Source organism: Vibrio sp. D404a (genome assembly GCF_030248535.1).
Classification (GTDB): Bacteria; Pseudomonadota; Gammaproteobacteria; order Enterobacterales; family Vibrionaceae; genus Vibrio.
In genome coordinates, this window is the sequence record NZ_JAHGAJ010000017.1 from 92,805 (window position 1) to 106,383 (window position 13,579).

17 protein-coding genes are annotated in these 13,579 nt (G+C 44.8%); 7 read left to right on the forward strand and 10 right to left on the reverse strand.

The features are described from left to right. Positions 1-105 precede the first annotated feature (105 nt). Positions 106-1,041: a glycosyl transferase family 90 gene (locus tag KI655_RS10655; protein WP_285404535.1), complete on the forward strand. Its 936-nt coding sequence runs from the start codon at positions 106-108 to the stop codon at positions 1,039-1,041. Here KI655_RS10655 and KI655_RS10660 read toward each other — a convergent pair. Then, positions 1,038-1,859 (reverse strand): glycosyltransferase, encoded by an 822-nt coding sequence (locus tag KI655_RS10660; RefSeq protein WP_285404537.1) that lies wholly within the window; start codon positions 1,857-1,859, stop codon positions 1,038-1,040. The two genes, KI655_RS10655 and KI655_RS10660, sit on opposite strands and share 4 nt — an antisense overlap. A 249-nt stretch (positions 1,860-2,108) precedes the next feature. Here KI655_RS10660 and coaD point away from each other — a divergent pair, with 249 nt between their 5' ends. Together coaD and KI655_RS10670 are read left to right on the forward strand one after the other, a co-directional pair. Then, entirely contained in the window at positions 2,109-2,603 is a 495-nt protein-coding gene (gene coaD, locus KI655_RS10665; protein WP_285404539.1) for a pantetheine-phosphate adenylyltransferase, read from the forward strand. A gap of 14 nt (positions 2,604-2,617) precedes the next feature. Further along, positions 2,618-2,995, forward strand: coding sequence for a diacylglycerol kinase (locus tag KI655_RS10670; RefSeq protein WP_285404540.1), 378 nt, complete (start codon positions 2,618-2,620; stop codon positions 2,993-2,995). 38 nt (positions 2,996-3,033) lie between these two features. Here KI655_RS10670 and mutM read toward each other — a convergent pair whose 3' ends face one another. From mutM to radC, 5 genes are all read right to left on the reverse strand, one after another. Continuing rightward, positions 3,034-3,843: a bifunctional DNA-formamidopyrimidine glycosylase/DNA-(apurinic or apyrimidinic site) lyase gene (gene mutM / locus KI655_RS10675; RefSeq protein ID WP_285404542.1), complete on the reverse strand. Its 810-nt coding sequence runs from the start codon at positions 3,841-3,843 to the stop codon at positions 3,034-3,036. A gap of 38 nt (positions 3,844-3,881) precedes the next feature. Further along, a complete protein-coding gene (locus KI655_RS10680) occupies positions 3,882-4,379 on the reverse strand; it encodes a hypothetical protein (protein WP_285404544.1) in 498 nt (165 codons plus the stop codon). A 168-nt stretch (positions 4,380-4,547) separates the two neighbouring features. Then, positions 4,548-4,715: a 50S ribosomal protein L33 gene (gene rpmG / locus KI655_RS10685; RefSeq protein WP_002535344.1), complete on the reverse strand. Its 168-nt coding sequence runs from the start codon at positions 4,713-4,715 to the stop codon at positions 4,548-4,550. 13 nt (positions 4,716-4,728) lie between these two features. Beyond that, on the reverse strand, positions 4,729-4,965 hold the full coding sequence (rpmB, locus tag KI655_RS10690; protein WP_004728407.1) for a 50S ribosomal protein L28: 237 nt from the start codon (positions 4,963-4,965) through the stop codon (positions 4,729-4,731). Positions 4,966-5,256: 291 nt separating this feature from the next. Then, positions 5,257-5,931: a DNA repair protein RadC gene (radC, locus tag KI655_RS10695; protein ID WP_285404698.1), complete on the reverse strand. Its 675-nt coding sequence runs from the start codon at positions 5,929-5,931 to the stop codon at positions 5,257-5,259. A 219-nt stretch (positions 5,932-6,150) separates the two neighbouring features. On the opposite strand from radC, the gene coaBC reads away from it, so the two are divergent. The 3 genes from coaBC (at position 6,151) to KI655_RS10710 (ending at position 9,272) form a co-directional block, all read left to right on the forward strand. Next, positions 6,151-7,404: a bifunctional phosphopantothenoylcysteine decarboxylase/phosphopantothenate--cysteine ligase CoaBC gene (coaBC, locus tag KI655_RS10700; protein ID WP_285404699.1), complete on the forward strand. Its 1,254-nt coding sequence runs from the start codon at positions 6,151-6,153 to the stop codon at positions 7,402-7,404. Between the two features lie 285 nt (positions 7,405-7,689). Further along, positions 7,690-8,280, forward strand: coding sequence for a nucleoid occlusion factor SlmA (slmA, locus tag KI655_RS10705; RefSeq protein WP_285404701.1), 591 nt, complete (start codon positions 7,690-7,692; stop codon positions 8,278-8,280). Positions 8,281-8,303: 23 nt separating this feature from the next. Further along, on the forward strand, positions 8,304-9,272 hold the full coding sequence (locus KI655_RS10710) for a Kdo(2)-lipid IV(A) acyltransferase (RefSeq protein ID WP_285404703.1): 969 nt from the start codon (positions 8,304-8,306) through the stop codon (positions 9,270-9,272). Between the two features lie 76 nt (positions 9,273-9,348). On the opposite strand, the gene pyrE is transcribed toward KI655_RS10710, so the two are convergent. Together pyrE and rph are read right to left on the reverse strand one after the other, a co-directional pair. Then, the gene (gene pyrE / locus KI655_RS10715) at positions 9,349-9,990 is read right to left on the reverse strand and encodes an orotate phosphoribosyltransferase (protein WP_285404704.1); all 642 of its coding nucleotides are present in this window, start codon (positions 9,988-9,990) and stop codon (positions 9,349-9,351) included. A 107-nt stretch (positions 9,991-10,097) separates the two neighbouring features. Further along, entirely contained in the window at positions 10,098-10,814 is a 717-nt protein-coding gene (gene rph / locus KI655_RS10720) for a ribonuclease PH (RefSeq protein WP_285404705.1), read from the reverse strand. 251 nt (positions 10,815-11,065) lie between these two features. On the opposite strand from rph, the gene KI655_RS10725 reads away from it, so the two are divergent. Beyond that, positions 11,066-11,932, forward strand: coding sequence for a YicC/YloC family endoribonuclease (locus KI655_RS10725; protein ID WP_285404707.1), 867 nt, complete (start codon positions 11,066-11,068; stop codon positions 11,930-11,932). Between the two features lie 53 nt (positions 11,933-11,985). Here the strand turns inward: KI655_RS10725 and KI655_RS10730 are convergent, their stop codons facing one another. Further along, positions 11,986-12,480 (reverse strand): hypothetical protein, encoded by a 495-nt coding sequence (locus KI655_RS10730; protein WP_285404709.1) that lies wholly within the window; start codon positions 12,478-12,480, stop codon positions 11,986-11,988. Then, positions 12,471-13,370: a transcriptional regulator gene (locus KI655_RS10735; protein ID WP_285404711.1), complete on the reverse strand. Its 900-nt coding sequence runs from the start codon at positions 13,368-13,370 to the stop codon at positions 12,471-12,473. Before KI655_RS10735 ends, KI655_RS10730 begins: the two co-directional genes overlap by 10 nt. Positions 13,371-13,579: the final 209 nt, after the last annotated feature.

The following is a 13,579-nucleotide window of genomic DNA, read 5'->3' on the forward strand; positions in this document are numbered from 1 at the left end:
CATTTTGCTTTGATAGAGGCAGTTCAGTCAGCGTCGAAGAGTAAAAAAAGAACAATGGTGAGAAGATTGCCTTTCTTTCCAATAAACTTACCTTAAGGTGCATCTATGATTTTACGCAAGGTTAACTATTATATTGTAAACGGTATAATCACTACTATTCCTCCTTTCATTTTAAGGTCACTAGGCAAAGCACTGATATCGGGCCATAAAAACCATGATCAAAACTATCTTAATGAAAGAATAAATTATTACAATAAGCTATCAAAAGAAGTCAACTTAACGGACTGTGACATAACGACTGTTGAAAAATTCAAAAAGACTGGTGGTTCTGCTTATTACTTTGATTTATATAAAGTAATAAAGTCGTTTAAACCTCATTTCAAGTTTAAATACATTAATGGGGATGTCACTGATATTCCTGATGAGCCTAGCTTTGTTAAAAGCCGCCCTATTCATGGTGAAAATAAAAATTCTGTTTTATTGAAACTAAATGCTATTCGTCATTATATTTTCGTAAAAGATGACCTTCCATATCAAAGTAAATCTAATATGGTTGTTTGGCGTGGTACAGGTTTTAGGCCAAACCGAAGAGAACTACTTCGAACTCACTTCAACCATCCTAAATGTAACGTCGGTCGTGTAGATAAGAAAGACTCAGACCCACAACAACTAAACTATGTTCTTCCTCCTATGACAATCAATGAACAGCTTAAATACAAATTCATTCTAAGTTTAGAAGGAAAAGATGTAGCAACCAATCTTAAGTGGATTATGTCATCAAATTCTCTCTGCTTTACGCCGAAATTAAAATACGAGACTTGGTTTATGGAGGGAAAACTAAAAGATGGTATTCACTTCGTCGAGATTAAAGATGATTTCTCCGATCTAATAGAAAAAATGAATTATTATATTGAACATGAAGATGAAGCTCTTGAAATAATTAAGAATGCAAATGAATGGGTAGATCAATTTAAAAACATCAAAAGGGAAAAAATAATTTCCCTTTTGGTGGCTAAAAAATACTTTAAACTTACTAACTAGCTATCTGATTTTTTTATTCCATAAGGAGTATAAGTTAACTTCGCAGCTCTATTTTCATCATAGATATCTACGTTAGTTTTCCCTTCAACATAACTTTTGGGAGTACTATAACCACGGGCATGTTCAAGGTGATATACCGGCGTTGTGTAACGGACAGAGAAACCAAGTACCCCATTGCACTCTAATCTATGACCCGTATCAGCATCTTCTCGACCAATGCTAAACCTCTCATCAAAACCGTTAATATCCATCAAGCACGACTTAAATGTGGAGGCATTGCCTCCTCTCCAACCAGGTAAGCGTTTAACATTTCGATCAAACTTATACGCTAGCAATGGAAATTTAGAGATAATCAGTCGTCTTGGGCGCGTTGTTCCGAACCACCACAAACCAAACTTCTCGAGTTTTTGGTTTCTAATATCATCTTCTGAAAGTGCATCAGTAAACTCCTGAGTTAGACAAACTGCACCACCTGTGACATAGCGATCTTTCCTCGCATATTTTTTATGGACTGCAATCATATTTTTTTGTGGGACACAATCACCATCCAAGAAGACCAAATACTCACCAGGGGCCTCTAATATAGCCTTATTCAATATTGTGCACTTACGTGGGCCTAAATCTTCATGCCAAATATGGTAGATTTCGTACGGGGCTTCCTCTCTATACGCATCCAACATATGAGCAGTTTCCTGAGTACTCCCGTCATCAGCGATCACCACATCAAATTCGGTATCAGTTTGATTAGCCAAACCTAATAGCACTTTTTTTAAATGCAATGGACTGTTATATGTAGTGATAATCACACTTGTTTTCATGCGTAACTGCTCTCAAAAAATTAATTTAAACCTTCATATTTTAGCACAAATTTTGTTCTTAATTAACAGAATTTGAATTGTTATACTCACAAGATCGGACTAATGGCTCCAACGTAGAACAATCAATTCGATTACACAAACTGCAAGTTTTGCAACCAAGCCATATCATTAATAATTTATGTTTATTGCTCGGTTACTAAGACATGTTTTGATAACATCATAAGCAACCTCAATTTAAACTCAAAAGTCATGACCAAACACAACAACAAAGTAATCTACCCAGGGACCTTTGACCCTATCACTAACGGTCACTTGGATATTATCGAGCGAACAGCTTTAATGTTCGATCATGTGATTATTGCTGTCGCTGCAAGTCCAAGTAAAAAAACGTTATTTACACACAAGGAGCGAACAGACTTGGTATCTGAAGTCACTGCTCACTTACCGAATATCGAAGTGAAGGGTTTCGAAGGCTTAATGGTTGATTTCGCAGAAAAAGAACAAGCAAATGTCCTGATCCGAGGGTTAAGAACAACCATTGATTTCGAATATGAGTTTGGATTAACAAGCATGTACCGCAAACTTATGCCTGGATTAGAGAGTATTTTCCTCACTCCATCAGAAGAATTTGCGTTTCTTTCTTCAACAATAGTGCGTGAGGTTGCAATTCATGGAGGCTCAATTGAGCAATTCGTTCCCCAGATTGTAGCTAACGAAATCCACAAAAAAGTTGACCATCAATGAGTTAGAAAAAATCTATGAGAGACTCTTCAGGAAGACCAAAGCCGAAAGGGGCAGGATTGAGGCGTGTTCTAAATGCAACAGCCTACTCTATCAAAGGCTTGAAAGCTGCTTTCAAAACCGAAGCAGCTATCCGCCAAGAGCTTGTCTTATGCGCGATCTTTATTCCGGTCGCTTTAATGTTGGATATCAGCAAGGTTGAGCAAATCTTGATGATTGCTTCTTTAATTCTGGTTGTTCTTTTTGAGCTAATTAACTCAGCGATTGAAGCTGTCGTTGACCGCGTGGGCACAGAACATCACGAACTCAGTGGTAAAGCAAAAGACATTGGTTCTGCAGCGGTAATGGTTAGCTTAGGCCTCGCGCTCTTTACTTGGCTCTACATACTTATTTAGAAGCTTTGAGCCGCGAAGGGCTTTAAAACTTCGAGCTCTTACTTCTGACACTCCCCACAAAAAAACGTATTTCGTTGCCCAATCTTCTGCTCTTGGAGAGCTTCGCCACAACTAGGGCATGGCTCTCCGGCTTTGCCGTAAACTTGCAGCTCTTGAGCAAAATAGCCCGGTTTGCCGTCGGCTTGAGCGAAGTCTTTAAGTGTCGTTCCGCCTTGCTTGATTGCGGTTGCAAGAACTTGCTTAATCTCTTGAGTCAGCAGATCCCACTCCGCAGCCGTGATCTTATTGGCAGGTCGAAGTGGGTGAACCCTTGAGGAAAACAATGCTTCGTTGGCATAAATGTTCCCGACACCGACCACGACTTTGTTATCCATAATGAACTGCTTTACTGGGACGCGACGCTTCTTCGCAAGCTCCGCTATATAAGGCGCGTTAAACTCTTCTGTTAGCGGCTCTGGACCAGCTCCCACCAATACAGGATGTATTTCATCAGCAGGGCTCCACAACCAAGCACCAAAGCGACGCGGATCGTTGTAGCGCAGCACCTTGCCGTTAGTCAGCTTGAGATCAACGTGATCGTGTTTGCCTGCGGTTATCTCGGCATCTAACACGCGTAAAGAGCCTGACATCCCTAGGTGAACAATCGCATTACCTGCATCCGTCTCAATCACTAGGTATTTGGCTCGGCGTGATATCGCCTTAATCACCGTCCCTTCTAACTGCTTGAGCTCTTGAGGGATATCCCAACGAAGTTTCGGCGTGCGGAAAGTTAAGGTCGCAATAGTTTGGCCAACCAAATGCGGGGTAATCCCCATACGGCTGACTTCGACTTCGGGTAACTCAGGCATAAAACAGTTCCATTATTGTGATCATTGACTAATAAGGTTTACGGCAACAAATACTCAGCTTCAACCGACACTGCTAACCACTTACCCTGCCAGTTCTTTAGAAGCCAAAAATCCGGAAGTTGGTAGTAAGTGATGCGCTGAGGCTCTTCTTGGTGTTGATACCAAACTTCTATGGTTTGTGGCGAGGCTAGAGACGCGCTAAGCGATTGATAAGTCTGCTCATCAACTTCGGTACCGACAAGCTGCTGCCAACGTTGTGAGAGCTCTTGTGCACTCGGCTGTGATAATTCTTGAGCACTGCCTTGCGATTGGTATTGCCAGCCGTCACCAGTTAATACGAGAGACCACTTAGAAAAGTGCATGGCGGTAAGCTGATCGGACGGGTCAAGTAGATAAGGGAAGCCACTTTCCGAGGCAACCTCTGGTTCCGGCTCTAAAAGATAGGTCTTGATGATCGTCGGCAGGTTGAGTACACCAATAAAGGCGATCACACTCAACATCAAAATGTTATTCCATCGGCGACCACGGTATCTCATTGCTTCCACTCACAACTTTCTAAGGCTAAGGAGCATCAGTATAGCGTGAAATCAAATGGTTAATCTATGTAGTGGGGAGTGAGGCAAAATTTGGGTATAAAAAAACCCAGCAAAGAGCTGGGTTTTTCAATTCTTTCTTCTACTTAAGAAGAGCCAAAAAAGCATCAATTACTTGATTTTCGCTTCTTTGTACATAACGTGTTGGCGAACTACTGGATCAAACTTTTTGATCTCAAATTTACCTGGCATGTTACGCTTGTTCTTGTCAGTTGTGTAGAAGTGACCAGTACCTGCAGAAGATACTAGACGAATTTTCTCACGAATGCCTTTAGCCATTGCTTAATTCCTCTTAAACGTTTTCGCCGCGTGCACGGATATCAACAAGAACAGCATCGATGCCTTTCTTATCAATGATACGCATACCTTTAGCAGTTAGACGTAGTTTAACAAAACGTTTTTCGCTCTCTACCCAGAAACGATGAGTTTGTAGGTTCGGCAGAAAACGGCGCTTAGTAGCATTGCGTGCGTGTGAACGGTTGTTACCCGTTACTGGACGCTTACCAGTTACTTGGCATACTCGGGACATGAATGTCTTCTCCAATCGTTTCAGCTCGATATCAACCTTGGTGGCCGAACCTCTCTATCTGTAAAAAATAGAAGGTAAAAACCGTTATGGAAAACCCATACAAGGCTATCAAAGGTCGCGCATTATACTAACTTGACGCGCATTGCTCAAGACCCGAACAGATCCTTTTTAAGGATTTCGTGATCTTTTTTTGTGCAACACAGCTTGCTTGAGTAATCAGAGCTGATTTAAGGTCTAAAAATGTGGGCGAATCATAGCAGATTTCTAGCAACTAACAAGCCAAAATGTGATTCAAATCCACCCACGTTCAGCAAAAGAGACCACTTCGCCGTCGCCAACCACGAAATGGTCAAGCACCCTAATGTCCACCAGCGCCAGCGCATCGGTTAATCTGCGCGTGATTCTTCTGTCTGCTTGGCTTGGCTCTGCAACACCAGACGGGTGGTTGTGAGCCAGTATCAGTGCTGCAGCATTGTGGAATAAGGCCCGCTTCACCACTTCTCTTGGGTACACCGATGCGGCATCAATCGTTCCCTCAAACATCACCTCATCTTTAATCACTCGATTCTGGTTATCTAAAAACAAAATATAGAAAGCTTCGCGTTGGCGATCCCTCAAAACGCTCGAAAGATACAGTTTTGTGTGGGTCGGGCTAGTGAGAGCATCGCCTCGGTTTAGTGTCTCGGCAAGATAGCGCTGCGTCATCTCCAGCACCGCTTGCAGTTGAACATACTTGGCCTGCCCTAGCCCTTTATGTTGGCAGAACTCTTCTTCAGTCGCTGAGAACAACTTTCTTAAGGAGCCAAACTCTTGAAGCAATTTATCGGCTAGCTCCAGTACATTCATACCTGGAGTCCCCGTTCTCAGGAAGATAGCTAGCAGTTCCGCGTCAGAAAGCGCCTCAGGGCCTCGTTGGATGAGTTTTTCACGAGGCATAGACTCGCTGGGTAACCGATTCAAAAGCATGTGCTAACACTCTCAAGCAGATCAAACCTCTAGATTAATCCCTTTCACAATAGAGATCGTTTATCCCTTTAATATTCAACAGCACCCTTAACATAACCGTGTAATTGATATGTTTGATAGCGTCAGTTTGATGAGCATCAAATCTCAGCCAGTTCCCTAACTAGGCACTCAACTTCTGTTCTGCTATCGTAAGTCCCAGAAAAGTTAAGGAACAAAATCATGCAAACATCGGTTAATCAACAGACCCCAACTGAGCAACAAGGCTTGGCTGGTAAGAAGATCCTGCTCGGTATCAGTGGTGGTATTGCAGCGTATAAATGTGCAGAACTTACTCGCCGCTTGATCGAACGTGGCGCGCAAGTACAAGTCGTGATGACACACGCGGCCAAAGAATTTATCACGCCACTGACTATGCAGGCCGTCTCGGGTAGACCGGTGTCTGATAGCTTGCTTGATCCTGCGGCGGAAGCTTCGATGGGTCATATTGAGCTGGCGAAGTGGGCTGATCTGGTACTACTTGCTCCTGCAACGGCGGACTTGATTGCTCGTATGACTGCTGGCATGGGTAACGACCTATTGACTACACTCGTTCTTGCAACTGATGCGCCAGTTGCGGTATCTCCTGCGATGAATCAGCAGATGTATGCTCACCCAGCAACGCAAGAGAACATTGCGACTCTGAAGCGCCGTGGTTGCCATATCTGGGGCCCAGCTGCTGGAGAGCAAGCGTGTGGTGATGTTGGCATGGGTCGTATGTTAGAGCCTATGCAGCTGGTTCATCGCTGTGAAGCCTTCTTCCAACCTAAGCCAATGGCTGGTCATTCAGTACTGATCACTGCGGGTCCAACACGTGAAGCGATCGACCCTGTGCGTTACATCTCTAACCACAGCTCAGGAAAGATGGGCTACGCGCTAGCAGAAGCAGCAGCTAAGCTCGGAGCTACCGTTACTTTGGTCAGCGGCCCTGTTTCCCTTGCGACACCAACAGGCGTGACTCGCGTTGATGTAGAGAGCGCACAACAGATGTTCGATGCCGTTATGGACTCCGCACCTCGCCACGATGTCTTCATCAGCTGCGCTGCGGTAGCTGATTACCGTCCACACACCATTGCTGAGCAAAAGCTGAAGAAGGTCGATGGCACGGATGACATGTCTATCGAGATGGTCAAGAACCCAGACATCGTCGCTTCTGTGGCGGCTATGACTCAAGATCGTCCATTCACCGTCGGCTTTGCCGCTGAGACACAAGATGTCGAGAAATACGCACGCGGTAAACTAGTGAAGAAAAATCTCGATATGATCTGCGCTAACGATGTATCTGTTGAAGGACAAGGCTTCAACAGCAATAACAACGCACTTAACCTATACTGGAACGAGGGTGATAAGTCACTGCCACTAGAAAGCAAAGAGGCACTAGGCTTTAAGATCTTAGAGCAAATCCAAGAACTTATACCAATCACAGTAAGTAAGTGATCAGAAATAGCGTAGGAAAAACGCTTGAGAACAAGGCAGAGTTTTTCGATAAGTAGTGATTCTACAATCAAAAACTCTAACGACGTTATCGAGCGTTTTAACAAGCTAGGATGAGCAATTATTTACTACGATTGGTATTTTTGAAGCGTAGCCGCATTTTCGCGCTGACAATACCCTGACACCTCTCGATTCTGTTGACCTAATGCTTACAGAACTAGGAACAGAATTGATTGGTGTTTATAATCCCTTTCACTCATCATCCTCTCTATCAAAGGAAGTAAACAGATGGCTGGTACCCGTAAATCGAACCGTCGTGAAGAAATTCTCCAAGCGCTTGCACAAATGTTGGAATCAACAGAAGGGGCATCGCGCATCACAACGGTGAAACTGGCCAAGCAGGTCGGCGTATCAGAAGCTGCACTTTATCGCCATTTCCCGAGTAAAGCGCGCATGTTTGAGGGGCTAATCGAGTTTATCGAAGAGGCGTTGATGTCACGCATTAACCGCATCCTTGATGAAGAGAAAGATACCTTAGAACGTATTCGACTGGTGCTACAGCTGATCCTTGTTTTCTCAGAACGTAACCCGGGGCTGACTCGAATTTTATCTGGCCATGCTCTAATGTTTGAAAACGAGCGCCTGCGCGATCGCATTAACCAACTGTTTGAGCGTATTGAAACCCAGCTGCGTCAGATCCTTCGTGAGCGTAAAATTCGTGAAGGTAAATCTTTCCCTGTCGATGAGCGAATTCTCGCGGCTCAGTTACTCGGTCAGGTAGAAGGCAGCCTCAATCGCTTTGTGCGTTCAGACTTCAAATATCAACCGACTGAAAACTTTGATGCCTACTGGGCGCTACTGAGTGCTCAAATCAAATAAATTCATTAACCTAAGCGGTGCTTATGACGACACAAACCAGTTCGACACAACACGTAATCACCAAGCCACCTTTTACGCTTGCGCTACTGCATCCTAAATACTGGGGTGTTTGGTTTGGCTTTGGCCTGCTCGCCTTCATTGTGAATGTGCTGCCTTATCGTGCACTACTACTGATTGGCCGTTCACTTGGTGCTCTCGGTGCTCGTTACGGTAAAAAGCGCGTTGCCATCACTACTCGCAATCTAGAGCTCGCATTTCCAGACAAGCCTGCCGATGAAGTCGCTGTCATGGTGCAAGAAAACTTCAAAAATACGGGTATGGCCCTAATCGAAACTGGCATCACTTGGTTCTGGCCAACGTGGCGCTTTAAGCGTTTGCTAGTAGACAAAGACACCCAAGCACTGCGTACTCATCAGCAGAATGGCAAGGGTGTACTCTTGTGCTGCGTTCATGCACTCAATCTAGAGATCACCGCTCGTGGTATGGCCGTGCTTGGTATTCCGGGGCTTGGCGTATATCGCCCACATAACAACCCTGCTTACGAGTATATCCAATACCGTGGCCGTACCCAGAATGGCAATCGACTGATTCACCGCAAAGACGTTAAACGCATGATCAAAGTACTGCGTAAGGGTGAGATCCTTTTCTACCTGCCAGATCATGATTACGGTCGTAATAAGTCGGTATTTGTGCCGTTCTTCGCGGTTGAAGATGCCTGTACCACCACTGGCACCAGTATTTTGGCTTATACCAGTAAGTGTGCGCTTGTTCCGGGCTCTGGCTTTAGAAATGAAGATGGCAAGTATGAGATCATCGCCAATGAGTCGGTAGAAGCAGATTACCCTCAGAAAGATGAAAAAGCAGCCGCGGCCTACATGAACCGTTACCTAGAGAAAACCATCTTAAGAGCTCCTGAGCAATGGATGTGGCTGCACAAGCGCTATAAGACCATGGAAGACCCAGAGGTGCCAAAAGGCATTCGCTACAAGTAAATGTACTTTAACCAAAACGAAAGGGGCTGATGATTCATCAGCCCCTTGCGCATTTTATATTCTGAACAGAATCGTATTAGATACCGTATTGAGCGCGATACGCCTTAACCGCTTCTAGTTGTGTTGCGTCTGTGCCTTTCTCTTCAAGGAAAGTGACTAGGTCAGTCAGGCTAACGATAGAGATAATCGCACAGCCAAAATCACGCTCTACTTCTTGAATCGCAGACAATTCGCCTTTGCCTTTCTCTTGACGGTCAATCGCGACAAGAACACCCGCTAGGTCAGCACCGTTTGCTTGGATGATTTCCATCGATTCACGAATCGCTGTACCTGCTGTGATCACGTCGTCCACTAGCATGATACGACCTTCCAGTGCACTACCAACTAGGTTGCCGCCTTCACCGTGGTCTTTCGCTTCTTTACGGTTAAAGCAGTAAGGTGTGTCTACATCGTGGTGATCTGCCAGTGCAACGGCTGTTGTCGTCGCGATTGGAATACCTTTGTATGCAGGGCCAAACAGTACATCAAATTCAATACCAGAGTCCGCTAGTGCTGCCGCGTAAAAACGACCTAAACGCGCTAGGTCACGACCTGTGTTAAACAATCCAGCATTGAAGAAGTAAGGGCTCTTACGGCCAGACTTTAAAGTAAACTCACCAAACTTAAGTACTTCTTTCTCTAGTGCAAATTCAATAAATTCACGTTGATATGCTTTCATGCTCATCCTCTATGTTTACTCAATAAAACTTAACTTACTCTCTGTACCACCCTTTCAGGTTTTACAGACAAAAAAATAGCCCCTTAAAAAGGAGCTATTAAAATTGATTATTCTGCCAACGCCGACTTCTGCGCTTCAACAATATCAGCAATGCCCTTATTCGCCAGGGCTAGAAGCTGCATCAGCTCTTCGTGGCTAAACGGTTCGCCTTCTGCAGTACCTTGAATCTCAATCATCTTACCGTCTTCCGTCATTACAACGTTCATATCGGTGTCCGCTGCTGAGTCTTCAACGTACTCAAGGTCACACAGTGCTTCTGCACCAACGATGCCCACTGAAACTGCCGCTACGTGGCCTTTCATTGGGTTCTTTTTAAGTTTACCGCTCTCTAGTAGGTGGTTGATCGCGTCAGCCATCGCTACGCTCGCACCTGAGATAGACGCAGTACGTGTGCCGCCATCTGCTTGAATAACATCACAATCGACAGTGATCATGATTTCACCCATCGCTTTTAGATCAACCACAGCACGTAGGCTACGAGCGATCAGACGTTGGATTTCCATCGTGCGACCACCCTGTTTACCGCTCGCTGCTTCACGACGGTTACGCGTGTGCGTTGCACGTGGCAGCATGCCGTATTCAGCTGTTACCCAACCCTTTCCTTGACCTTTTAACCAACGCGGCACGTTCTCTTCTACTGTCGCGTTACATAGAACCTTGGTGTTACCAAACTCAACCAGCACAGAGCCTTCAGCATACGCTGTGTAGTTACGAGTAATTTTAATTGGACGAACTTGATCTACGGCGCGGTCATTTGGACGCATAAGTATCTACCTTATTAGTCTTATCTTTAGGTGTTTAACTATTGAAAGTGTCTGTCACCTAAGAAAGGGGTGAGACAAATTGGATTGGGGCGAGATTATATAGCAGTTTGCGGTGCAAAGCTATTTATCCTGAGGTACCACCTCTCCTGAAAAGCTTCTAAAGCTAAAAAGCGATGGCCGCACATAGCACCCCGTATCGTGATACTATGCGTGCGCGTTATTTTCAGAATGATAAAAGACAGGAAAATTCGATGATTTATAGTATGACGGCATACGCACGTAAAGAAGTGAAAGGCGATTGGGGTACAGCAGTGTGGGAAATCCGCAGTGTAAACCAACGCTACCTTGAAACTTACTTCCGCATGCCAGAGCAGTTCCGTGGCCTAGAGCCAATCCTTCGCGAGCGTTTTCGTAAGCGCTTAGCGCGTGGTAAGGTTGAATGTAACCTGCGCTTTGAAGCGAACCCTGCAGCAAAAGGCGAGCTGAGCATAAACGAAGGCCTAGCACAACAGGTGATCAATGCTGCGAACCAAGTAATGGGCATGACCGGCGAAGAGAGCCGTCTGAACCCATTCCAAGTGATGAACTGGCCGGGTGTGATGGAAACGCCAGAGCAAGACATGGACGCGATCAACAAAGATCTTCTAGCTGCGTTTGATGACGCAGTAAAAGACTTCATTGATGCACGTGGTCGTGAAGGCGACAACATGAAGGCGCTTATTGAGCAGCGTCTAACTGCGATTACAGAAGAAGTCATTAAAGTTCGCGCACGCATGCCTGAGATCCTAGAGTGGCAACGTGAGCGTCTTCTTAACAAGTTTGAAGAAGCGAAGATCGAGCTTGAAGGCGCGCGCGTAGAGCAAGAGCTGATCCTACTGGCGCAAAAGTCTGACGTTGCAGAAGAGCTAGACCGCCTAGATTCTCACGTGAAAGAAGCGACTAACATCCTGAAGAAGGGTGGCGCATGTGGCCGTCGTCTAGACTTCATGATGCAGGAGTTCAACCGTGAGTCAAACACGCTAGCGTCTAAGTCTATCAGCACAGACATCACAGCATCGGGCGTAGAACTTAAAGTTCTTATCGAACAGATGCGTGAACAAATCCAGAACATCGAATAATCGAATCGGTTTCTATCTAATGTGATTCAATCAATAGCCCCTGCCATCAGGGGCTATTTTTTATAGCAGGTATAATTTCTCTCTTCGGCATGCCCTTGGCTAAAGAGGTATAAGTGCTCCCCTTTTACCTTGTACAGCAGTTCGATCTTAGCTCTCTGTAGGGCATTCATATCGCGTACAAAAATATCACTGTCTGTCGGCTGTAAATCCCAATCGATATGATGATAAGCGACTGATAGAAGACTGTTCTCTGCGGTGTAATCCGCTTCATAGTAGACTTCGTAGGGCTTGGTTTCACCATCGAATGTTTGCAGGTGCCCTTTCTGAAAGATCAATAAGCTTTGATTGGAAGTAAACTCCAAAATAGAGCGATCGGCGATCTCTTTGTAACGACCATACCCTTGCGTCACAAACCCCTCATCAAGCTGTACACATGCCCAACGAGTCCCCGCTAACTGCTGTTGCTCAAACTTCCACTGATACAGCGCTAGGCCGATTAAACAGATAACAAGAGTCACATTGAAAACGATAACTGCCTTTAACCGCATATTGCTCGCGCCCTCTTAATCGCTTTCACCACTGTTTTGGGTATTTCATTAATGCTCACCGAGTGATTCACATAGCTTGCGTTCTTGCTGCCGTGTTTAGCAAACGCGAAGGCTTTGATCATATATACCCCATCATCATAAGCCGACTCCGCCACTCGCAGATACACGTCGGCGTGGCAGGTTGGAAATGACTGGTTCGCCAGCTCATAAGCGAGAAGCTGACCGTCGCCGATGAGATAAGCGCTATCATGAAGGTAGAAATCAGTCGCCCCTACCTGAAAGTGCTGATACTCGCTCGGATGAATAAATTCGGGCTTCCTAATGAATGGCTTAGCAAAGAAAATAAACAGTAAGCCTGCCAAGAGAAATAGCGTGATAATCCAGTGCCAAACAGGCAGATGTTTTTTCAGCGCAAGTGCCGGTTCCAAACTTACTTCCTCTAAAGCGATCTCTTGCTCTTGGCTAACTCGGATGGTGCGGTCTTCTACTCTTTTCTTGATTGGCTGCTCAACGCAGTGAATCTCCAAGACATAACCAATCTTACTAACTGTTTTGATGGTGACATCTCTTGCGCTCAACTGTTCGAAGTTTTTTCTCAAACCTGATATGACATTAGTGATCGCCTGATCAGTCACAAAAGCGCCCTCCCAACAGGTTTCAAAGAGCTGTTCACGAGTGACGTGAACACCCTGATTTTCCAGCAACAAGCTCAATACTGCGTAAGGAAGTGGACGCAACTGACAGCTCTCTCCCTCCACACTCGACAACCTCCGAGTCGTTGGATCAAGTATCAAATTGGAAAAATAGATTCGATGCATAAGCTCACTGTTACTGGATTTGAGGGTTACGCGAGCCAAAAAGCTGACACGTAGAGCGCGAGATTTTATCATTCTCGAGTCAATGACGTAAGCACTGAGTGTATTTCAACCAATAGTAAGCAGAAATCTATAGAAAAAAATACACTATCAATTATATCAATGATTTAACCAGAAAAGATAAAAAAATATAAAAGAGAAATACCCATTAAATCGGCAATTCGTGAAATTTAGATGTAATCCATCTTTAGTTTTATATTGGCACTGCACACATAATGCACACT